Genomic DNA, 19,266 nt, shown 5'->3' with positions numbered 1-19,266 from the left:
CGATTCGAGCCGCAAATGGCCACGCGAAGTGGACCGCGGCTAGGCGTGTGCGGAGCGCTGGTTGGCGGCGGCCATCAGCGTCAGCATCGCGCGGCGGGGCAGGCGGTGCAGCACGGCCAGGGCGAGGCGGTTGCTGCGGCCGGAGACCACCCGGGCCGGAGTACGGGTCCTGTCCAGCGCACGCAACGCCGTCGCCACCACCTGCTGAGGCGTCTCGAAGCGGGCGTTCTTCTCGCTGGTGCCGGACACCGTGTAGAACTCGGTGCGGGTGGACGCCGGGGACAGGGTGAGCACCTTGACCGGATGGTCGCGCAGTTCGTGGGCCAGGGCCTCACCGAAGTTCAGCACGTACGCCTTGGTCGCCGCGTACACCGCCATGCCCGGTCCGGGCTGGTGTCCGACGAAGCTGGCCACGTTGACGATCGCCCCGTCGCCGGCGGCCAGCACACCGGGCAGCAGCGCGCCGGTGATGTCGGTGAGCGCCGTGGCGTTGACCGCGATCATCTCCCGGTGGAGCGCGGGGTCGAGGTCGGTGAACGGCCCGGTGGCGCCGAATCCGGCGTTGTTGATCAGCAGGGTGACCGTGATGCCGAGGCGGTCGAGTTCGGAGCGCAGGTCCTGCCCGGGATGGGGGCGGGCCAGGTCGAGCGGGATCGTGGTGACGGTGACGCCGTGCCGGCGACGGAGGGTGTCGGCGAGTTCGTCGAGCCGGTCGGCGCGGCGGGCGACGAGGACCAGGTCGCTGCCCCGGGCGGCGAGGTCGAGTGCGAACTGTCGCCCGATGCCGGAGCTGGCGCCGGTGACGAGGGCGGTCTGGGTGTCGTAGCGCATGGACGGCTCCCTAGTTAACATGTGTTCACCAAAGCTGGTGAACACATGTTAACCACACCGAACGCCCCACCGGCAGGAGAGAATGGCGACATGGCACCGAAGGCACGCCGCGAAGGCGATCAACTACGCGGCGAGCTGCTGGCGGCGGCCACCGAGCTGGCATCCGCACCACGGCCGGTCACCATCCCCTCGCTGCGGGCCATCGCCCGCGCGTGCGACGTGTCGGCCACCGCCGTCTACCGGCACTTCCCGTCACAGGCGGACCTCAACCGGGCCCTGCTGCTCCGGGTGCACGCGGCGTTCGAGGAGTCGGTGCTGGATCACGACGACCCCACGCTCACCGGGCCGGAGCGACTGCGGGCGATGGCCCGGGCGTACGTCAATTGGGGTCTCGCCCAGCCCGGGATGTACCAGCTGCTGTTCGAGAGCAAGGACCAGCTCGACGAGGAGAGTTCGATCAGCGATGTCGCCGACCGGCTGCTGCCGCTGGCCGCCGAATTGCTGGGCGGCGAGGACGAGGTCGAGCGACTGTGGACCGGCCTGCACGGGATCGTCTCGCTGCGGCTGCACAAACCGCACACGGTGTGGCGTTACGACGCCGAGACGGAGGCCGGCCGGCTCGCCGCGACGCTGAGCCGGACCGGCGTCTGAGGTCTCAGGCGAGCAGGGCCTCGCGCATCTCGCGGCCGGGGTTGAAGCCGCCCACCACCCGGTTGCTGATCGGGTCCCACACCTGGACGGTGTTGTTGCGGCGCATCTGCTCCCGGATCGGCGACGGCAGCGGCGGCTCGTCGGACATCGCGGCCCGGATCGCGGTGGCTGCGGAGATCAGGCCGGCGGCCAGGTTGGCGGCGTCGACGTCGGCGAGCACTCCGCCGTACTCCCAGCCGGACGTCACCATGTCGAGGATCTCCAGGACGTGTTCCAGCGTGGGCACCGGGTTGACGATCTTCACCGCCTGTTTGGCGTGCGCGCCGAGGACCGTCACCGCGGCGGCGACCTGCACGAACGGGTCGAGGCCGCTGGCCGTGCCGGCCACCAGTGGGGACCGCAGGCGCGGCCCGGCACCCTGCCAGCTCCACCGGTAGTCGCGGCGTTCCACCTGGAAGCCCTGGGCGGCGAGGGCGGCATGGACGCTGTCCGCGTACTCCCGAATGACCACAGTGGCCACCACGATGCCGTCGTCGCCGTCGAACAGCTGGACCGCCTCGGCGGCCCGCGCCTCGTTGTGCTGTCCGGGCACCGGGGCGTACCGCTGCCGCAGCTCCCGGTAGATCTGCTGCTGACGGCCGGGATCCTGCTCGTCGCGTTTACTCGATCCGAACCGGAACCACCGCATGTCGCCTCGCTTCAGCCGCTGGAAGAATCGCGGCATATGCTAGTGCGTTGACCATGAAGGTTCGGCGGGTCGGGTGGGTGCGTGTCAAATCCCTTGCCTGGCATCCAGTGTCGCGCGCATACTGGTCGCATGCCTAGAAGGTGGACGGTGGGAGCAGTTCGAGTGATGCACCGCACCGCCCGGCTCGGCCTGCGCCTGACCCGCGCCCGGCGGCAACGCTGTTTCGATCTGCTCCGGTCGGCCGGTGACGTGTGGGCGTGCGTCCTGGAGTCAACCAGTGGCGTCGCCGTCGCGGTGAACGTTCGCGGACACCGCACTAGCTGCTCATCGCGGGCTTCAGCGCACGGCGGGCGGTTCGCCAGGCCAGGAAGCCCAGGACGCCGCCGAGGGTGTTGGCGAGCAGGTCGTTCACGTCGGGCGTGCGGCCGCTGCTGACCAGCACGTTCGTGGCGAACTGGATCAGTTCGACGGTCGCGCTGAAGGCGAGGGACAGCCAGGCGATCTGTTTCACCGAGTCGATCCGGCGCAGCATCGGCAGGAGAAAACCGAACGGCAGGAGCATCACGATATTGAGTACGAACGTACGAAGGTCGATGGTGATGATCGGGATGTAGCTGGCTTTCTCGTACCAGGGGACCTGGTTGGCGTACAGGCCGGTGGCGATCTGGAGTGGCAGCAGGGTGACCGCCACCACTCCGGTCAGGTAGAGCGCGCCGGCGACCGCGGGGAGCAGCCGGTCCCGCATCGTCAGCCAGGCGGCGAGCAGCAGCACGGCGGCGAGCGGGACCAGGACGGGCACCGCGGGGATCTCGGTCTGGAGGTCGGGCATGCCCTCATGATCGACTCCCGGGTGGCCGGCTCACATCACTCCGCGAGCGGAGGGGGATCGGCCGAAAGGTAGATCCCCTAGCCGACGAGCTGGCCGGTGACGTCGCCGTGTGCGGCCTTGACCCAGCCCTTGCCGGCCAGTTTGAGGTGCAGGGACCGCATCAGGGTCGCGCGCTGGGCGTGCGGCAGGGAGCGGACCGCGGCGTGCGCCTCGATCGCGGCCAGTGCCGACGGGTCGTCGAGGTCGGCGGGGCGGGGCGGGACTCCGGCCTGGCGGGCGCGGCGCAGTCCGGTCTGGGCGCCGAGCACCGCGATCGGGGCCACGCCGAGTTCGCGGGTCAGGTAGTCGAGGTCGACCTGGTCGGCGACTTTGTTCCCGACGATGGCGACCGCGTCGGCGACTCCGGCGGCGGCGGCCAGTTCGCGGTAACGCTTGGCCACCGACACCGATTCGGGTGTCGGTTCGGCGACCACGACGATCACGTCGAACTGGGCGTGCAGCGAGTTGGCGAAGGCGTCGGTTCCGGCGACCATGTCGCAGACCACCCAGCCGTCGCCGGCCGGGTCCAGGTGGGACAGCAGGTTCTCCAGGATCGCCAGGTGGCCGTGGTAGCAGCCGGATCCGATGTCCTTGGCCTCGTAGGTGCCGACGTGCATGACGTGGGTGCGCTCGTCCAGCGCGGTGGCGTGCCCGGCCAGGACGGGGTCCGCGGCGTCCAGGGTGACCAGGTGTGAGCCGGGTCCGGGCGGGGTGGTGGCGACGAAGTGTTCGACCCCGTCGACGAGTGGGTTGGCGCCGAGCAGGTGGGTGCGTACCCGCCGGGTGTTGTCCGGGTGGGACAGCGCGGACCCGGCCCCGGCGGTGACACCGAGCAGCGGCGCCAGGTGCACGTTGACGTCGGCGTCGACGGCGAGCACCCGGTGGCCGGCGGCACGCAGGTGCTGGACGAACAGCGCGGCCATGGTGCTCTTCCCACTGCCACCCTTGCCAGTGAAAGCGATTTTCATTTGCACGAAGGTAAGGATGGCACAGCCGGATGGCAAGCACCGCCACTCCGGAGGAATCCGGAGTCACCCGGTCAGGGACAACCCGTCGGCGGCGAAGTGGACCGGCTGACCCGAACGGGCCGAGCGGTCGGCGGCCACCCCGGTCAGGACGCTGTGGATGCCGTCGCGCCAGCCCGCCTGCCGGGCCAGCGGGTCGTCGCCCGGACCCCGGAACACGTCGTCGAGCAGCAGCGCGTCACCACCGCCGTGACCGCCCGCACCCCGCGTGATGGTGATCTCCTCAGCCGGTTTCCAGTGCTCCTGGACGGTGAGCCGCTCGTACGTCTCCTCCTCGCTCTTGCCCGCGGTCGGGTCGAGGGCGGCGTCGGTGGAGCACCAGGCCCGCTCGGACACCTCGAGTTCGAGGCGGCCGCGGGTGCCGGTGAAGGCGACCCGGTATCCCTCCCGCGGCGCGTACGCGGTCAGCGAGTAGGTGAGCACGCTCTGATCGGCGTAGCGGACCAGCACCGACATGGTGTCGTCGATGTCGACACCGGGGGCGAAGACATCCTGATCGCGGACGTACCCGTCCTCGTGCCGAGCGTCCTGATACAGCGCCTTGAGCCGCGGGTCGGCCCGCAGGTCGAGCCCGAACGGGCCGCTGCCCACCCCGGCGCCGTCCGGCCCGTAGAACCGCAGCCCGGCCTGCGCGAACACCAGCGACGGGCGGCTGCCCAGCCACCAGTTGACCAGGTCGAAGTGGTGGGTCGACTTGTGCACGAGCAGGCCACCGGAGTGCTCGCGCCGGCGGTGCCAGCGGCGGAAGTAGTCGGCGCCGTGGATGGTGTCCAGCAGCCATTCGAAGTGCACCGCGGTGACCCGGCCGATCCGGCCGGAGGCGAGCAGTTCCCGGACCGCGGTGTTGCGGGGCGAGTAGCGGTAGTTGAACGTGACGATCAGCCGGGCCGCACCGCGGGCGGCGGCCTCGGCGATCCGGGCGCACCCCGGCTCGTCGACGGTGAGCGGCTTCTCCACGATCACGTCGACACCGGCGTCCAGCGCGGCACACACGTAGTCGGCGTGGGTGGCGTCGACCGTCGTCACGATCAGCGCGTCGATGCCGGCGAGCATGTCGGGGAACTGGTCGGGCCCGTACACCGGCAATCGGTTGCCGGGGTTGTAGTAGCTCATCCGGGTGCGGTTGGTGTCACAGAGCGCGACGAGGGTGCCGGTGTCGCTCCAGTCCCCGGCGAGCGCGTCGACGTAGAGCTGGGCGCGGTGTCCGAGACCGACCATGCCGTACCGGCGGCTCATGAGGGTCCTTCCAGGGGTTGGAGGTGGCCGCACATGCCCCAGGCGGTGCCGGGTGCCGGGTCGGCGGTGCGGAGTCCGGATTCGTTCAGGTGCTGGAAGTCGCCGCGGCCGAGGGCGTCGAGCATGGCGGCGGTCCGGCGGGTCTCCGGTTCGACGGTGTGCGACCAGATCCGGCGCCACTGCTCGATCCGGGGCCGGACCAGGGCGGCGGCCAGCCGGTAGAACTCGGCGAGCGCGGCGGGGTCGTCGATCAGGCGCTGGAAGCCGTCGACGGCGAGAGCGCGGCGGTGGTGCACCGATGCGGCCGGGTCGGGTCCGAGCGCGATTGCCTCCCGGTAGCGATCGGGATCGGACAGGATCTCGCTGGGGAAGGTCATCACGGCATCCCCGGCCTCGGGCAGGCCGGCGTTCGACATCACCACCACGACCTGGAGATCACCGTGGTTGACGGCACGGTGGATCACGCCGGGGGTGAACCAGACGGTGCTGCCCGTCTCCAGGGGCGTCTCCCGGAAGCCGGACGTGTCCAGGGTCTGCAGGCTGCCCTTACCGCCGATGACCACGTACGCCTCGGTGGAGACGGTGTGCATGTGCGGGGTCCCGCCGCCGTCGGCGTACACCTGGAGGCGTGTGACCGACGTCCCGCCGGGGAAGTGGGTCACGCCAGCGCCGTCCGGCCGTGTGCGGCCAGCGCCGCCGTCCCGGCCTCGCCGTGGTCACCGGAGGCGATCACCACGGCATACCGGAATCGGACACTGGCGCCGTCGGGCAGATCGAGTTCCTCGCTGAAGAAGGGCGCCGGGTTGAGGCAGGCGAACTCCTCGGTGCGGGCGAACCACTGCGGCGGGTGATGCGGGTTGGCCTGATCGTCGACGATCAGGACGGTCGAGGCGGCGTCGGTGCCGTCGTGCCGGCCGCGGAAGGCGAACCACTCGGCCCGGGTGCCGCGCAGGTCGTCGCCGCCGGTCTTGGCCGGGGACTGCAGGACGCCGTTGGTGAACGAGCGGGGGCCGCGCCAGAACAGGCCGCCGTAGCCGGCGTTCTCCCGGCCCTTCGTGGTCGGGGAGCCGAAGGCGAGGGTGTGTCCGGAAACGTTCAGCATGGTGGTGTCGAAGGTGAGGACCCAGCTGACGTCGTCGATCACCTGGAACCCCAGGGCTCGCTCTTCGGTGAGGACGGGCTCGCCGCTCTGAGCGGTCCAGTCCAAAGCATGCGAAAAACCAGACAAATCTGCATTTATTATTGTACGGTGTGACGCGGTGCCGTTGTTCGGCTTCTGTACGTAAAAGCTGCCGTGCACATACGTCGGCCCACCCCAGAAGTTGTGCTCCCCCACATACGGCAGGGACCACGCGATCCCCTTGTGCCACACATGATCGTGCGGCCGGAACAGCGAGACCTCCTCCCCGGCCAGGGTTCGCAACGGGTGCAGATAGGGCTTCGGCGACTCCAGCCGCGGGGTGTCCGGCCGGTAGACATAGGTGGCGATGGGGACGGCGCCGGCGGACACGGTGATCGAATGGTCCAGCCGGTGGTCTACGCGAAGGTCCATCGGTCTCCGTTCATCGCGCGGTAGAAGGGATGGTCCGCCCCGATCTCGCCCCGCCGGACCCGCTGCCCGGTGGCCGCGGAGGCGTACAGCGCGGCCACGAACTCCATGGTCCGCCGGGTGTCGGCGATCCCGACCGGCGGTTCACTCCCGGCGTCGAGGGCGTCCAGCACCGCCGCGAGCTGATCGGCGTGACCGCTTCTGACAGTCCCCGCGGGCCAGTCGACGGCCGCCGAGCCGGGCGCCGGGGTGATCGTCCAGTTCGTGTCGTCGTACCCGTAGAGGTGATCGAGTTCGACGGTGGCCCGCTCGAAGTCGAACCGCAGCGACGACGTCTGCCGGGGTGACACCACCGAGTTGACCACCGAGGCGACGGTGCCGTCGGCGAATTCGACGAGCGCCATCGACACGTCCTCGGTCTGCACCGGGCGGCTGCGGCGGGCGGCGACCGCGGTGACCCGCTCCCAGTCACCGAGCACCGACAGCAGCAGGTCGAACTGGTGGATGCCGTGGCCCATGGTCGGCCCGCCGCCCTCGGTCTCCCACTTGCCGCGCCACGGCACCGCGAAGTAGGCGTCGTCGCGGAACCACAGCGTGTGGCAGGTGGCCAGCAGGGACCGGCCGAGGTCCCCGGCGGCGATCAGGGCTCGCAGCCGGGCCGCGCCGGAGCCGAACCGGTGCTGGAAGACGGTGGCCAGGTGCGCGCCCGATCCGGCGGCGGCCGCGGCGAGCCGGTCGAGTTCGGCCAGCGAGAGTGTCGGCGGTTTCTCGACCAGCACGTTCACCCCGGCTTCCAGGCATCGCAGGGCGATCGGCAGATGGGTGGACGGCGGTGTGCACAGGTGGACCAGGTCGACACCCGACTTCACGATGTCATCGATCGAGGTGTGGACCGTGGGGATCCGCCAGGTCTCGGCGAAGGCCTCGGCACGGTCGGTGGCCAGGTCGTGGACGGCGACGGTGTCGATGCGGCCGGCATGGGCTCGCAGGGCCTCGGCGTGGGCTCCGGCTATGGCTCCGGTGCCGACGACCGCGGCGCGAAACGGACGAGTCATTTCCCTCCTCCAATCCCCTCCACCAGCAGGAAAGCGCATTCCCACACTTTCACCCGGGTCGATCACCGTCAAGTGTCCCGGCGGCTTTTCCCATCGATGCCGGCCGTGTCAGGATGGAGTGCAAACGTTCCCGCAAATCGTCAAGGACTGCCCATGCCGCACCTGGACCTGCGCGAGGTGGCACTGCTGCTGCGCGACACCGACGACGTAGCAGTGGCGACCCGGGAACTGCCGGCCGGCGACACCCTGCGCCACGACGGACACGACCTGACCGTCCGCACCACGATCCCCCGCGGCCACAAGATCGCCCTGCGTGATCTGGACGCCGGCACGCCCGTCCACAAGTACGGTCAGGTCATCGGCAGCACCACCACCGACGTACCGGCCGGTGAGCATGTGCACGCGCACAACCTGGGCATGGCCGCGATCGATCACGAGTACGAGTTCGGCACCGCGCTGACCGAGATCGCCCCCGCCGCCGAGACCCGCACCTTCCAGGGCTACCGCCGCGCCGACGGCCGGGTCGGCACCCGCAACATGATCGGCATCGTCACCTCGGTCAACTGCTCGGCCTCCACCGCCCGGATGATCGCCGACCAGTTCCGCGGCCCGGCCATGGACGCCTGGCCGCACGTCGACGGGGTGGTCGCGCTCGCCCACGACTCCGGCTGCGGCATGGTCCCGGCCAGCGAGGGCGGTCAGATCCTGCTGCGCACGCTGCGCGGATACGCCGCCCACCCGAACATCGGCGGCCTGCTCGTGCTCGGGCTGGGCTGCGAGATGATCGGGGTGGACACGGTGCTGGCCGGGCTGCCCGCCGACTCCGACACCCTCGTCGAGAGACTGACCATTCAAGACACCGGCGGGGTACGGGCCACGGTCCGCGCCGGCAGTGACGTCATCCGTGCCCTCCTCGACCGGTTGAACGATCGCCGCCGGGAGACCGTGCCGGCGTCCGCTCTCGTCGTCGGCCTGAACTGCGGCGGCTCCGACGGCTACTCCGGCATCACCGCCAACCCGGCACTCGGCCACGCCTCCGATCTACTGGTCGCCCAGGGCGCCACCACCGTGCTCGCCGAGACGCCCGAGGTGTTCGGGGCCGAGCACCTGCTCACCCGGCGCGCGGTCAGCAAGGAGGTCGGGCAGCGGCTGCTCGACCGGATCGCCTGGTGGCACACGTACGTCTCGGCCGGTGGCGGCACCCTGGACAACAACCCCTCCCCCGGCAACAAGGCCGGTGGGCTGACCACCATCCTGGAGAAGTCGCTCGGCGCGGTGGCCAAGGGCGGTTCGGCGCCGCTGACCGCCGTCTACGAGTACGCCGAACCGATCGCCACCGGCACCGGCTTCACCTTCATGGACACCCCCGGGTACGACCCGGTCTCGGTCACCGGTCTGGTCGCCGGCGGCGCGACGATCGTCGTGTTCACCACCGGGCGCGGTTCGGTGCTGGGCGGCAAACCCGCGCCGGTGCTCAAGGTGGCCACCAATACGGACATCTATCAGCGCATGCGTGAGGACATGGACATCGACACCGGCGGCATCGTGGCCGGCACCGTGAGCCTGACCGACGCCGGCGAGCAGATCTTCGAGGCCGTCCTGGCGGTCGCCTCCGGTCAGATGACCGCGAGCGAGGACCTGGACCTGGGCCGTGACGAGTTCGTCCCGTGGCAGCTCGGCGCGGTCACCTGAGTCCGGGGTCAACCCGTGTGCCGATTTTCGGCTCGATTCGAGCCGAAAATCGGCACACGGCCTAAACCCCGATCGGGCCGGTCGAGCCGCGTACCACCAGGGCGGTCGGCAGGATCACCTCGGCGCCGTGCGCGGCCGTCACCGTGCCGGCCCGGCCGAGCAGCAGATCCAGGCCGATCGCCCCGGCCCGGTCCTTGGGCACGGCGACGCTGGTCAGCGGCGGATGACTCATCCCGGCGAGGCTGACGTCGTCGTACCCGACGACGCTCAGCCGGTCCGGGACCACCGCGCCGCGCGCCGCCAGCCGGTGCAGCAGGCCCATCGCGACCAGATCGTTGTACGCCAGCACCGCCGTCGCCGGGCTCGCCAGCACCAGATCGGCGGCGAGCACCCCACCGTCGAAGGTCGGCGCCACCGACCCGACCGGCAGGATCTGCAGTTCGTCGTCGGAATCGAACTCGGTCAGCCCGGCCAGCCGCTGCCGGGACGCCCAGGAGTCCTCCGGGCCGGACACGAACGCGATCCGCCGATGCCCCAGCGCCCGCAGATGCCGCACCGCCTGCCGGATCCCGTCCACCACGTCGGCGACCACGGAGGTCATCCCCGGCACCCGCCGATGCAGCAGAACGGTGGTCTGCGGATCCGCGGCGGCCAGGATCTGCGCGTCGGCCGACCGCGGCGAACACAGCAGGATGCCGTCGGTGTTGTGCCGCAGCGTGGCGACCGCCTCCAGCTCGGCGACCGGATCCTCGTCGGTGTCGCTGATGAAGACGCCGCAGTCCACCGCCCGGGCCCGCGCGGTCACCCCTTTGGCGACGTCGGCGAAGAACGGATTCCGCAGGTCGGGGACGATCAACCCCAGATTGCCGGTACGCCCGGTGATCAGTCCCCGGGCCGCCCGGTTGGGCTGGTAGCCGAGCCGGTGCGCCACCGCCACCACTGCTTCACGGGTCGCCGGGCTGACCGCCCCACCGGTGAGCGCCCGGGAGACCGTGGACACGGAGACACCCGCCGCACGCGCGACATCCTGCACAGTCGTGCGCACCAAGCCACTCCTAGTTCTGTTTCCAATAACGGCGTCAGCATATCGAGGCCGCCACACCCGGAACGCGCCGTGATCCGGCCGGCGGTGCCGGACGGCCGAGCCCGTTAGGGTGAGGATCATGCGTGTCGCCGTGTTCAGTACGAAGCCGTACGACAACAGGTTCCTCACCGAGGCCAATTCCGGTCACGACCTCGTCTTCCTGGAACCGAGGCTGACCCGTGACACCGCCTCGCTCGCGGCCGGCTGCGACGCGGTCTGCGCGTTCGTCAACGACGACCTCAGTGCCCCGGTGCTGGAGCGGCTCGCCGAGGACGGGGTCCGGCTCGTGGCGCTCCGGTCGGCCGGCTTCAACCATGTCGACCTGACCGCGGCACGCAAGCTCGGCATGACCGTGACCCGGGTCCCCGGCTACTCCCCGTACGCTGTCGCCGAGCACTGCGCCGGCCTGGTCCTCGCGCTCAACCGGCGGATCCACCGGGCCTACAACCGGGTTCGCGAGCACAACTTCGCCCTGCACGGCCTGCTCGGTTTCGACCTGCACGGACGTACCGTCGGGGTGGTCGGCACCGGCAAGATCGGCGTCTGCTTCATCCGGATCATGGCGGGTTTCGGGTGCCGGGTGCTGGCCACCGATCCGTTCCCGTCGGACGACGCGATCGCGGCCGGCGCCACCTACGTGCCGCTGGAGACCCTGCTGGCCGAATCGGACATCGTCACCCTGCACTGCCCGCTCACGCCGGAGACCCATCACCTGATCAACGATGATCGTATCGGCCAGATGCGCGAAGGCGTCATGTTGATCAACACGAGCCGGGGCGCGCTGATCGACACCGCGGCCGTCATCAACGGGCTGAAGAGCGGCCGGATCGGCAACCTCGGCCTGGACGTCTACGAGGAGGAGGCCGACCTGTTCTTCGAGGACCTCTCCGACCAGATGCTCGGCGACGACCTGTTCAGCCGCCTGGTCACCTTCCCGAACGTGCTGATCACCGGCCACCAGGCGTTCTTCACCGAGGACGCGCTCCGCAACATCGCGACGAGCACGATCGACAGCCTTTCGTCGTACGCCCGGACCGGCTCGGCCGACATCGCCCCCGACGCCCTGGTGTGCTGACGGTGACTGATGAGACCGCCGGCTGGGACCCCATCGACGCCCGGCTGGAAGAGTTCTACCCCGGCGTCGAACCGAAGCACTTCGGCACCCTGATCGAGTTCGCGATCGGCGGGGTCGGCTTCTACCGCCGTCCCGGCCAATGGCACATCGTCAGCCACGGATGAGCGAGCTGTACGACCACGAGGTGATCGAGGGCCGCACCGCGACCAGACGGGTCTGCGGGCCGACGCTCACCGCACTCGACGCGGCCGCGGTCATCATGACGCCTCGATCGACCTGACGCACGGGGTCACCGGCGGGACCGAGGTTGACGACGACCGCGGTGGTGAACTCGGCACCGAACAGCCGCCAGCGGGACTGCGGGGCCGGCAGCGGCTCGGTGCGACGGGTGGACCGGTACGCGTACGGGAGAACCATCTGTGTCATGCCGAAAGCTTGACCTCGGTTCTTCTGCCCGCCCCATGAGCGTCCTGTGGGATCACTGTGCGGGCGGCGGCTGGTGGCGTCATGGCAGGGTTGGCGCATGACGTTCCTGACCTCCGCGGCGCTGGCGGTGTCCCTGGCCGCCGTCCCGATTCCACCGATCGCGGAGAAGGCCGCGCCGGCCGCCGGCATGAGGGCGAAGCCGGCGACCCGGTGCACGGTCACGAACGGGCTGCTCAACGAGATCTCCGGGCTGGCCACCGACGGCGGCGACGGCTACGTGGTGATGAACGACGGCGCCGACGACCCGGCCGGGCGGCGGATCTTCTTCCTGAACAGCAAGTGCAAGATCGTCAAGCGGGTCCCCTACCCCACCCGGCCACGCGACACCGAGGACCTGGCCCGGGGCGCCGACGGCACGCTGTGGGTCGGCGACATCGGGGACAACAACCGCACCCGCGACACCATCGGGGTGTGGCGGCTCAAGCCCGGTGGCAAGTCGCCGAAGCTGTTCCGGATGTCCTACCCGGACGGCGCACACGACGCCGAGGCGCTGCTGGTCGGCTCGGACGGCGTGCCGATCGTGGTCACCAAGGATCCGCTGAGCGCCGGGGTGTACGTTCCGGACGGCCCGTTGAAGGATGGTGCGACGACTCCGCTGCGGCGGGCCGGGGACTTCTCCATCCCGATCACCGCGACCAGCAATCCGTTCGGTTTCAAGGGACGCCTTGTGGTGACCGGCGGCGCGGTGAGCCCGGACGGCCGGCGGCTGGTGTTGCGGACCTACGCCGACGCGTTCGAGTTCGACGTCCCCGAGGGCCAGACCGATGCGGCGGGCCTGATCGAAACCATCAGCGCCGGTACGTCACGGACGATCGCCCTGCCCGACGAGCCCCAGGGCGAGGCGATCACGTACTCCGCGGACGGCACCGAGTTGCTGACCATCTCCGAGATGACCGGCGGCGCGGACCGTGCCGACCTGCTCGGTTATCCCCTCGGCGACCGGGAGCCGATCGTCGCGAAGGAGACCACGGAACCCGCCGCGACGGAGACCGGGGCACGCACCGCGACGACGCCGGAGACCCGCGCGGTGCGGACAGGGGAGGAGAACGAACCGGCGACCGGCGTCCCCACCGGCGCGCTGATGGCCGGCGGCGTCCTGGCCGTAGCCGCCACCCTGATCGGGCTGGTGACGGCCCGGCGGCGCCGCCGCTGAAGCGCTCCGGGTGGTCAGCCCGTGTGCCGGCTCGATTCGAGCCGCGAGCCGGCACACGGACGGAGACCTTCGCTAATCGACCATGGACGGGTGGTCCGTCACGTAGCGCGACACCCGGTCGCCGTTCACCGCGGCGAAGAACTCGCGGGCGCCGGGGTCGAGCTGCTCGCCCAGGTAGCGGCCGTCGTCGAAGAGCGCCCGGCCGGGCAGCGTGACCGACACCGGCGTGCTCAGCCGGAGATCCCGGACCGCGCCGGCCCAGGCCAGCGCGCCGTGTGCCCCGCCGATGAAGGTGAGCGAGTCGCCGAGCGCCCCGATCACAGCGGGCAGCTTGGCCGGGTCGGCGACGACATCCCGGGCCACCTGCCCGGCGAGGGCTTTCACGAGCTGCCGCTGATGCCGCTGCCGGTCGTAGTCGACCCGGGGCAGCCCGTACCGCTGCCGCACGTAGTCGAGCGCCTCCCAGCCCCGTAGACGTACCGGAACACGGCTCTTGCGGTACGTCTTCTGCACTCCCACGTACGGCCGCAGGCACTTATGGTGTCCCTGGCACCCGGGCCGGCGGTCACGGGGCCGCCCGTCGGGTTTGAGGTGTTCGGAGACCACGTCCTGGTCGATGACCATGGTGACGCCGCCCAGCACGCTGACGAGTTTCCGGAAGCCCTCGAAGTTCAGCACCGCCCCGGCGTCGAACTTGCGGATGCCGGTGACCGATCCGACCGTACGGGAGAGCAGGTCGAAGCCCTGGGCCACGTCGTACTTGTCGGGGCCGACCCGGCTGCCCAGCGCCATCGCGGCGTTGATCTTCGTGCGCTGGGCGGGACTGCCGCTGCGGGGGTAGGCGTGGATGCCGACGACCAGGTCGCGGGGCAGCGAGAAGAGGTAGACGCCCCGCCGGTTCGACGGGATGTGCGCGATCATGATGGTGTCGGCGAGCGGTTTGGTGTGGGTGCCGCGTGGATCGATGCCGACGAGCAGGAAGTTGACCGGCCCGTGCGGATCGATCGCCGGGACGCTGGGCGGGGGCAGCACGGCCAGGGCGCCCACGGCCGGCACCAGCAGCAGGCTTCCGACGGCGATGCCGAGCCGCGCCCACAGACGTTTACCTGATCTGGTCACCTGTGGATTACACACGTACGTCCGCTTCTGAGGGGTTTGATAAATGCTCGCCACCCATTCGGATGATATTTCCCGGAGGATTGAACCGAACGGCCCCCGATCCCGTATTCACCCCGGTCGGACACCATTCTCACGGAGGGGGTTCAGCCATTCCCACCGCTCGGCGTGTCATCGCTCCGGAGGTTCTTCTGCGGGGCGCGGCGAACCATTTTCTCCAGCATTCGACGATTGACATGGATATGCTCGCCGGGGAGCTGGCGATCAGCCGGGCCACGCTCTACCGGGCGGCCGGCAGCCGGGACACCCTGCTCGGCGAGGTGTTCTGGGCGATCGCGGAGATCCTGATCGCGGAGGCCGCCGGGGAGACCGGTGGCACCGGGCCGGACCGGGTGATCGGCATCTCCCGGGTGTTCGCCGAGCTGCTGGATTCGGCGCAGCAGATGCGGCGGTTCGTGGCCGGCGAGCCGGATGCCGCGGCGCGGGTGCTGTTCACCGCGGCCGCCGGGGTCAAGAGCCGGTCGATCGACGCTCAGCTGCGGATATTCATGGACTCCGGCATCGAGGGCGACCCCGGCGACCTGCGCCGGCGGGCCGCCCTCTACGTGCGCACCCTGGAGGGGGTGCTGTACGGCCCGCTGCTGGGCAGCGGGCCGATCGCCTTCGAGTCGGCCGAGCCGGCTCTGCGGGCGCTGCTCAGACCGTGAAGTCGCCGCAGGTCGCGGTGTACTCCTCCACCGCCGGGCCACGTCCGGGCCCGGGGCAGACGAACTGCTGGTAGCGGGTGTCGCCGTCGACGAACAGTTTCAGCCACGAGATGCTGAACTTCGCGATTGTGGTGTTCGGTGTGTTCGGCGCGAAGTGGCTGGCGTTGTTCAGCTCCAGGTAGCCCTTGCCGGGTGCGGCCGGCAGGCTCTGGAAGAACGGCTCGGAGTGGTTGCGCACCGGCGCGACAGTGTCCGCCTCGGCACCGATGACAAGCGTCGGGACGGTCACATCACCGAACCGTTTGGCCAGGTTGAAGGGGGTCAGCGGGATCGCGGCGGCCAGTTCCGGCCGGCTCCGCGCCGCTTCCAGGGCGCCACCTCCGCCCATCGAGTGCCCGGCGACGGCCACCCGGTTCGGATCGATCCGGGCCCGGACGCTGCTCTGCCTGGTCAGGAAGTCGGCCGCCGCGAGCAGCTGCCGGCCTCGGCTCGCGGGCTGATCCGAAGTGGTCACGGTGTCGATGTTGAACACCACGAAGCCCTGTGTGGCCAGGCGCGGGGCCAGCCACGCCATGCTCGATTTGCGGGCGGTGAAGCCGGGTGCGATCACCACCGCGCCGAAGGTGCCCGCGCTGGTGTCGGTGGGGGCGTAGATGTCGCCGCCGCCGAAGCCGGAGACCGAGGCGCGGGACACGCCGCTCTGCGTGATCGCGAACGGCCCGCGCACCGCCGAGATACTGGACTCGCTCGGTGCCGGGCCTTTCGCGAATGACGCGGTGGCCGCGTCGGCGTCCGGGATCAGCGTGATTCCAGCAGCACCGAGAGCGACGGCGGCGGCGATTCCGAATACCTTCGGGATTGTCTTGCCCATTCTCTTCCTCCCACTGGATAAAACGGTGTCTGGGATCGAGTGTTCATTTGCCGGGGGCCGGCCGACAACGGTTCCCGGCGAATTGAGACGGCGGTCCAGGCAAAGCTCCCGAAACGGACAGCCACCGAATTCCCGCCGTTCATCCATCGTCTCCAATGGACATTTGGCGTCCGCCACACGGACCGGCGAACCCCGCCGCGCACCACCGTGACCGGGCCCGCGTGTTCACCCGGCCGGCAACCGTCTCCACCTCTCCTCACAGCGCGTGACCAGCGGATCCTCGTCGGGTGGTATCGCGTACCGCGTCACCGGGACGTTCCGGACCTGACACGATCGACCTCATGGACCGGGTGACCGAGTTGCTGGACGGGTGGCGTGTCTTCGCGGACTGGCAACGGGACGTCTTCGGCAGGCCCGGCCCGCGCAAGTGGAACGCGCACGTCGATCGGCTGACGGCGCTGGCGGAGGTGGCGGTCGGCGTCCCGGCCGAGGTGGCCCGGCTGCGGGAGATCGCAGAGACCCACCCCGACGATTTCGTACGCCGGGAGGCCCGGTTCTGGGTCCACCCGCCGGTGCCCCGGCCGCCCGAGCGGGAACATCTTGATCGGTGGCTCCGGCATCCACTCGTCGATCTGGCCGGCAGCGGTGTCGAACCACGGGCGGGCGTCGTGCTGCTCACCGATCGATACACCAGTCCGGAATCGATCACCTGGTACGGCGGTGCCGGGGAGCAGATCGCTCAGCTGGGTCTCCCCGGTTCGCCGATGGGCTTCGAGCCCTGGACGCTGCTGCCGGAGGACGGCGTCCTGCGGTTCTTCCGGGACGGCCGGGTCATCCACGTCCCGGCGCCGGATGACGATCAGGACGACGAGCCGGAACATCACCGCCCGGACGGCGCGCGACCCGCCACCGCCATAGACGTCTGGACCTTCCCCGACGCCCTGGAGAGCGCCAACCGGCGGCTGGTGAGAACGGTCTTCTCCAACTGGGGTCTGGAGGAGGACTACGGCCCGGTCCACCCGCTGCCCACGATTCTCGGCGTCACCCGCGACGACGGCCACCGGCGGCTACTGCACCTGCCGGGTGTGCTGGACATCTGGATTCCCGAGGAGGATCTACTCCAGCGGGACTTCTCCCGGACGTACACCAGAAGCCTTTAACGCACCTGCTCCGCGATCGCCAGCACCGTGGCCCGGACCAGCGCGCGATCGAGGGGCTCCCGCTCCCAGGCCTGGTGCATCGGCCAGCCCTCGATCAGCGCGTCGATGGCCCGGCAGGCGCGCGGGGTGAAGTGCACGGCCAGGCTGTCGCGGCTGCGGCCCATCCAGCGGCGGCAGGCGTCGGCGACGGCCGGATTGTGGTTGGCGTACGCGTACATCTCATGAATGATCGTCAGCTCCTGATTCGTGGCGTACTCGTCACCACAGATCAGGTCGGTGACCGCGTCGCAGGCGGCGAGCCGGTCCGGCGCCCCGGTCAGCGCCGTGTGGTACCTCTCGGACATCGAGGCGGCGAGCAGCTCGAAGGCCTGCTCGAGGATCGCGCCGAGGCTCTCGAAGTGGTAGGTCAGCGAGCCGAGCGGCACACCCGCCTGGTCGGCGATCCGGCGGTGGGTGGTGCGGTGGACACCCTGCTCGGCGATGACCGTCAAGGTCGCGTCCAGAATGCGCTGTTTGCGCAGCGGGTCGTTGGCCACCCGCCTGGGCCCACCCATATGTGATCCTCCTCGCCCCGGACGGCCCATTGTAGGACCCACCCAAAAGTGCGTACGTTTGTACGCACTAGGAAAGGGACCTGATGGACCACGCCACCGCACGCCGGCGCACCGCGCTCTTCGCACTCTTCTTCCTGCCCGGACTCGGGCTCTCCTCCTGGGTGACCCGCACCCCCGACGTCCGCGACCTGCTCGGCGCCTCCACCGCCGAGATGGGCCTGGTGCTGTTCGGCCTCTCGGCCGGCTCGATGATCGGCATCCTCGGCTCCGGTGTGCTGGTCAGCCGGTTCGGCACCCGGCCGGTGGTCACCGCGGGCATCCTGGCCACCGCGGTCAGCACCCCGGTCATCGGGCTCGGCGCCGGGCTGTCCAGCAGCGCGATCGTCGCGGCCGGGCTGTTCCTGTTCGGGTTCGGGGTGGGCGGCGGCGAGGTCGCCATGAACGTCGAGGGCGCCGACGTCGAGCGGGTCATCGAGCGGGCCGTCCTGCCGCTGATGCACGGGTTCTTCAGTCTCGGCACGGTCGTCGGGGCGATCGCCGGCATGTCGCTCACCGCGCTCGCCTTCCCGGTCACCTGGCACCTGACCGTCATCGGCCTGATCACCGCGCCGGTCGCGGCGATCGCGATCCGCCAGCTGCCCACCGGGGTCGGCATCCAGCAACCGGCCGCCCAGGCCACCACGGTGAAATCCGGCGCACCCGTCTGGCGGGACACGACGCTGCTGCTCATCGGCGTGGTGGTGCTCGCGATGGCCCTCGCCGAGGGCGCCGCCAACGACTGGCTGCCGCTGCTGATGGTCGACGGGCACGGTTTCGGCGCCGCCGTCGGCTCGGCGATGTATGTCATCTTCGCCGCCGCGATGACCATCGGGCGGTTCGGCGGAGGCTGGTTCCTGGACCGGTTCGGCCGGGCCGTGGTGCTCGGCGCCAGCGCGGTGATCGGCGGTGTCGGGGTGGCCCTGGTCGTCTTCGTCGACAACCAGATCGTCGCCGGTGTCGCCGTCCTGCTCTGGGGCATCGGCGCCGCGCTCGGCTTCCCGGTCGCACTGTCCGCGGCCGGCGACTCCGGCGACAACCCGACCGCCCGGGTCTCCCTGGTCGCCACCGTCGGTTACATCGCGTTCCTGGTCGGCCCGCCGGCCCTGGGCTTCCTCGGCGAGCACTACGGCCTGCGCTACGCGATGATCGTCGTGCTGGCGCTGCTGGTGGTCGCCGCGGTGCTGGCGCCCGCCCTCAACCGGGCCAGGACCACGTCAGAGGCACATCCCGTCGCCTGAATCCCGCGTGCCGATCTGTGGCTCGATTCGAGCCACAGATCGGCACGTTCGCCACACTCCCCTACCGTGACGGTGTGATGGTCCTGGCGACTGTGGCGTTCTGCATCGGTGGCCTGCTGACGGCCGCGTCCGGCATCTTCCTGCTGCTCGTGCTCGGTGACCCGCGCGCCCACGATCATCGACCGCGG

Annotated in this window: 21 protein-coding genes; 8 read left to right on the top strand and 13 right to left on the bottom strand. The window is 70.3% G+C overall.

Annotated elements, in window-relative coordinates; genetic code table 11:
* Positions 1 to 39: 39 nt before the first annotated feature.
* On the bottom strand, positions 40 to 831 hold the full coding sequence (locus ACQ0O7_RS16425) for an SDR family NAD(P)-dependent oxidoreductase (RefSeq protein ID WP_430782931.1): 792 nt from the start codon (positions 829 to 831) through the stop codon (positions 40 to 42).
* 90 nt (positions 832 to 921) lie between these two features.
* Here ACQ0O7_RS16425 and ACQ0O7_RS16420 point away from each other — a divergent pair, with 90 nt between their 5' ends.
* Positions 922 to 1,482, top strand: a complete 561-nt coding sequence (locus ACQ0O7_RS16420) for a TetR/AcrR family transcriptional regulator (protein ID WP_430782930.1) — start codon at positions 922 to 924, stop codon at positions 1,480 to 1,482.
* A 4-nt stretch (positions 1,483 to 1,486) separates the two neighbouring features.
* Here ACQ0O7_RS16420 and ACQ0O7_RS16415 read toward each other — a convergent pair whose 3' ends face one another.
* The 7 genes from ACQ0O7_RS16415 to ACQ0O7_RS16385 all read right to left on the bottom strand — a co-directional run bounded on the left by ACQ0O7_RS16415 (position 1,487) and on the right by ACQ0O7_RS16385 (position 7,903).
* Positions 1,487 to 2,170, bottom strand: coding sequence for a hypothetical protein (locus ACQ0O7_RS16415; protein ID WP_430782929.1), 684 nt, complete (start codon positions 2,168 to 2,170; stop codon positions 1,487 to 1,489).
* Positions 2,171 to 2,486: 316 nt separating this feature from the next.
* A complete protein-coding gene (locus tag ACQ0O7_RS16410; protein WP_430782928.1) occupies positions 2,487 to 2,999 on the bottom strand; it encodes a VanZ family protein in 513 nt (170 codons plus the stop codon).
* A 77-nt stretch (positions 3,000 to 3,076) separates the two neighbouring features.
* Complete coding sequence (locus ACQ0O7_RS16405; protein ID WP_430782927.1) at positions 3,077 to 4,006, bottom strand: ATP-binding protein; 930 nt, start codon at positions 4,004 to 4,006, stop codon at positions 3,077 to 3,079.
* Between the two features lie 63 nt (positions 4,007 to 4,069).
* Positions 4,070 to 5,299, bottom strand: coding sequence for a Gfo/Idh/MocA family protein (locus ACQ0O7_RS16400; RefSeq protein ID WP_430782925.1), 1,230 nt, complete (start codon positions 5,297 to 5,299; stop codon positions 4,070 to 4,072).
* Positions 5,296 to 5,961 carry a cupin domain-containing protein gene (locus ACQ0O7_RS16395; RefSeq protein WP_430782924.1) on the bottom strand — a complete coding sequence of 222 codons (666 nt, stop codon included), beginning with the start codon at positions 5,959 to 5,961 and terminating at the stop codon, positions 5,296 to 5,298. Before ACQ0O7_RS16395 ends, ACQ0O7_RS16400 begins: the two co-directional genes overlap by 4 nt.
* Positions 5,958 to 6,851 (bottom strand): PmoA family protein, encoded by an 894-nt coding sequence (locus ACQ0O7_RS16390; RefSeq protein ID WP_430782923.1) that lies wholly within the window; start codon positions 6,849 to 6,851, stop codon positions 5,958 to 5,960. The genes ACQ0O7_RS16395 and ACQ0O7_RS16390 overlap by 4 nt, the downstream gene beginning before the upstream one ends.
* Entirely contained in the window at positions 6,836 to 7,903 is a 1,068-nt protein-coding gene (locus ACQ0O7_RS16385; protein ID WP_430782922.1) for a Gfo/Idh/MocA family protein, read from the bottom strand. Before ACQ0O7_RS16385 ends, ACQ0O7_RS16390 begins: the two co-directional genes overlap by 16 nt.
* A gap of 153 nt (positions 7,904 to 8,056) precedes the next feature.
* Between ACQ0O7_RS16385 and ACQ0O7_RS16380 the strand changes: the two genes are divergently transcribed.
* Complete coding sequence (locus ACQ0O7_RS16380; RefSeq protein ID WP_430782921.1) at positions 8,057 to 9,595, top strand: UxaA family hydrolase; 1,539 nt, start codon at positions 8,057 to 8,059, stop codon at positions 9,593 to 9,595.
* Between the two features lie 61 nt (positions 9,596 to 9,656).
* Here ACQ0O7_RS16380 and ACQ0O7_RS16375 read toward each other — a convergent pair whose 3' ends face one another.
* Positions 9,657 to 10,640, bottom strand: a complete 984-nt coding sequence (locus ACQ0O7_RS16375) for a LacI family DNA-binding transcriptional regulator (protein WP_430782920.1) — start codon at positions 10,638 to 10,640, stop codon at positions 9,657 to 9,659.
* 118 nt (positions 10,641 to 10,758) lie between these two features.
* On the opposite strand from ACQ0O7_RS16375, the gene ACQ0O7_RS16370 reads away from it, so the two are divergent.
* Positions 10,759 to 11,754, top strand: a complete 996-nt coding sequence (locus ACQ0O7_RS16370) for a 2-hydroxyacid dehydrogenase (protein WP_430782919.1) — start codon at positions 10,759 to 10,761, stop codon at positions 11,752 to 11,754.
* A 2-nt stretch (positions 11,755 to 11,756) separates the two neighbouring features.
* On the top strand, positions 11,757 to 11,918 hold the full coding sequence (locus ACQ0O7_RS16365) for a hypothetical protein (RefSeq protein WP_430782918.1): 162 nt from the start codon (positions 11,757 to 11,759) through the stop codon (positions 11,916 to 11,918).
* Here ACQ0O7_RS16365 and ACQ0O7_RS16360 read toward each other — a convergent pair.
* Entirely contained in the window at positions 11,905 to 12,180 is a 276-nt protein-coding gene (locus tag ACQ0O7_RS16360; RefSeq protein WP_430782917.1) for a hypothetical protein, read from the bottom strand. The two genes, ACQ0O7_RS16365 and ACQ0O7_RS16360, sit on opposite strands and share 14 nt — an antisense overlap.
* Before the next feature lie 97 nt (positions 12,181 to 12,277).
* Between ACQ0O7_RS16360 and ACQ0O7_RS16355 the strand changes: the two genes are divergently transcribed.
* Positions 12,278 to 13,393 carry a hypothetical protein gene (locus tag ACQ0O7_RS16355; protein WP_430782916.1) on the top strand — a complete coding sequence of 372 codons (1,116 nt, stop codon included), beginning with the start codon at positions 12,278 to 12,280 and terminating at the stop codon, positions 13,391 to 13,393.
* Positions 13,394 to 13,465: 72 nt separating this feature from the next.
* On the opposite strand, the gene ACQ0O7_RS16350 is transcribed toward ACQ0O7_RS16355, so the two are convergent.
* A complete protein-coding gene (locus ACQ0O7_RS16350; protein ID WP_430782915.1) occupies positions 13,466 to 14,512 on the bottom strand; it encodes an LCP family protein in 1,047 nt (348 codons plus the stop codon).
* Positions 14,513 to 14,745: 233 nt separating this feature from the next.
* On the opposite strand from ACQ0O7_RS16350, the gene ACQ0O7_RS16345 reads away from it, so the two are divergent.
* Positions 14,746 to 15,216, top strand: a complete 471-nt coding sequence (locus tag ACQ0O7_RS16345) for a QsdR family transcriptional regulator (RefSeq protein WP_430782914.1) — start codon at positions 14,746 to 14,748, stop codon at positions 15,214 to 15,216.
* On the opposite strand, the gene ACQ0O7_RS16340 is transcribed toward ACQ0O7_RS16345, so the two are convergent.
* The gene (locus tag ACQ0O7_RS16340; RefSeq protein ID WP_430782913.1) at positions 15,206 to 16,087 is read right to left on the bottom strand and encodes an alpha/beta hydrolase family protein; all 882 of its coding nucleotides are present in this window, start codon (positions 16,085 to 16,087) and stop codon (positions 15,206 to 15,208) included. The genes ACQ0O7_RS16345 and ACQ0O7_RS16340 overlap by 11 nt on opposite strands.
* Before the next feature lie 341 nt (positions 16,088 to 16,428).
* On the opposite strand from ACQ0O7_RS16340, the gene ACQ0O7_RS16335 reads away from it, so the two are divergent.
* Positions 16,429 to 17,247, top strand: a complete 819-nt coding sequence (locus ACQ0O7_RS16335; RefSeq protein ID WP_430782912.1) for a hypothetical protein — start codon at positions 16,429 to 16,431, stop codon at positions 17,245 to 17,247.
* On the opposite strand, the gene ACQ0O7_RS16330 is transcribed toward ACQ0O7_RS16335, so the two are convergent.
* On the bottom strand, positions 17,244 to 17,801 hold the full coding sequence (locus ACQ0O7_RS16330) for a TetR/AcrR family transcriptional regulator (RefSeq protein ID WP_430782911.1): 558 nt from the start codon (positions 17,799 to 17,801) through the stop codon (positions 17,244 to 17,246). The genes ACQ0O7_RS16335 and ACQ0O7_RS16330 overlap by 4 nt on opposite strands.
* An 83-nt stretch (positions 17,802 to 17,884) precedes the next feature.
* On the opposite strand from ACQ0O7_RS16330, the gene ACQ0O7_RS16325 reads away from it, so the two are divergent.
* Positions 17,885 to 19,078 carry an MFS transporter gene (locus tag ACQ0O7_RS16325; protein WP_430782910.1) on the top strand — a complete coding sequence of 398 codons (1,194 nt, stop codon included), beginning with the start codon at positions 17,885 to 17,887 and terminating at the stop codon, positions 19,076 to 19,078.
* Positions 19,079 to 19,266 lie beyond the last annotated feature (188 nt).

This window comes from Actinoplanes sp. G11-F43 (assembly GCF_050589265.1).
Lineage (GTDB): Bacteria > Actinomycetota > Actinomycetes > Mycobacteriales > Micromonosporaceae > Actinoplanes.
This window is presented reverse-complemented; position numbering and strand designations above follow the sequence as displayed.

Excerpts from the sequence above, each read along its gene's own strand:
- ACQ0O7_RS16425 (WP_430782931.1), bottom strand. The coding sequence starts at position 831 with ATGCGCTACGACACCCAGACCGCCCTCGTCACCGGCGCCAGCTCCGGC.
- ACQ0O7_RS16420 (WP_430782930.1), top strand. The coding sequence starts at position 922 with ATGGCACCGAAGGCACGCCGCGAAGGCGATCAACTACGCGGCGAGCTG.
- ACQ0O7_RS16415 (WP_430782929.1), bottom strand. The coding sequence starts at position 2,170 with ATGCGGTGGTTCCGGTTCGGATCGAGTAAACGCGACGAGCAGGATCCC.
- ACQ0O7_RS16410 (WP_430782928.1), bottom strand. The coding sequence starts at position 2,999 with ATGCCCGACCTCCAGACCGAGATCCCCGCGGTGCCCGTCCTGGTCCCG.
- ACQ0O7_RS16405 (WP_430782927.1), bottom strand. The coding sequence starts at position 4,006 with ATGAAAATCGCTTTCACTGGCAAGGGTGGCAGTGGGAAGAGCACCATG.
- ACQ0O7_RS16400 (WP_430782925.1), bottom strand. The coding sequence starts at position 5,299 with ATGAGCCGCCGGTACGGCATGGTCGGTCTCGGACACCGCGCCCAGCTC.
- ACQ0O7_RS16390 (WP_430782923.1), bottom strand. The coding sequence starts at position 6,851 with ATGGACCTTCGCGTAGACCACCGGCTGGACCATTCGATCACCGTGTCC.
- ACQ0O7_RS16385 (WP_430782922.1), bottom strand. The coding sequence starts at position 7,903 with ATGACTCGTCCGTTTCGCGCCGCGGTCGTCGGCACCGGAGCCATAGCC.
- ACQ0O7_RS16380 (WP_430782921.1), top strand. The coding sequence starts at position 8,057 with ATGCCGCACCTGGACCTGCGCGAGGTGGCACTGCTGCTGCGCGACACC.
- ACQ0O7_RS16370 (WP_430782919.1), top strand. The coding sequence starts at position 10,759 with ATGCGTGTCGCCGTGTTCAGTACGAAGCCGTACGACAACAGGTTCCTC.
- ACQ0O7_RS16360 (WP_430782917.1), bottom strand. The coding sequence starts at position 12,180 with ATGACACAGATGGTTCTCCCGTACGCGTACCGGTCCACCCGTCGCACC.
- ACQ0O7_RS16355 (WP_430782916.1), top strand. The coding sequence starts at position 12,278 with ATGACGTTCCTGACCTCCGCGGCGCTGGCGGTGTCCCTGGCCGCCGTC.
- ACQ0O7_RS16345 (WP_430782914.1), top strand. The coding sequence starts at position 14,746 with ATGGATATGCTCGCCGGGGAGCTGGCGATCAGCCGGGCCACGCTCTAC.
- ACQ0O7_RS16340 (WP_430782913.1), bottom strand. The coding sequence starts at position 16,087 with ATGGGCAAGACAATCCCGAAGGTATTCGGAATCGCCGCCGCCGTCGCT.
- ACQ0O7_RS16335 (WP_430782912.1), top strand. The coding sequence starts at position 16,429 with ATGGACCGGGTGACCGAGTTGCTGGACGGGTGGCGTGTCTTCGCGGAC.
- ACQ0O7_RS16330 (WP_430782911.1), bottom strand. The coding sequence starts at position 17,801 with ATGGGTGGGCCCAGGCGGGTGGCCAACGACCCGCTGCGCAAACAGCGC.
- ACQ0O7_RS16325 (WP_430782910.1), top strand. The coding sequence starts at position 17,885 with ATGGACCACGCCACCGCACGCCGGCGCACCGCGCTCTTCGCACTCTTC.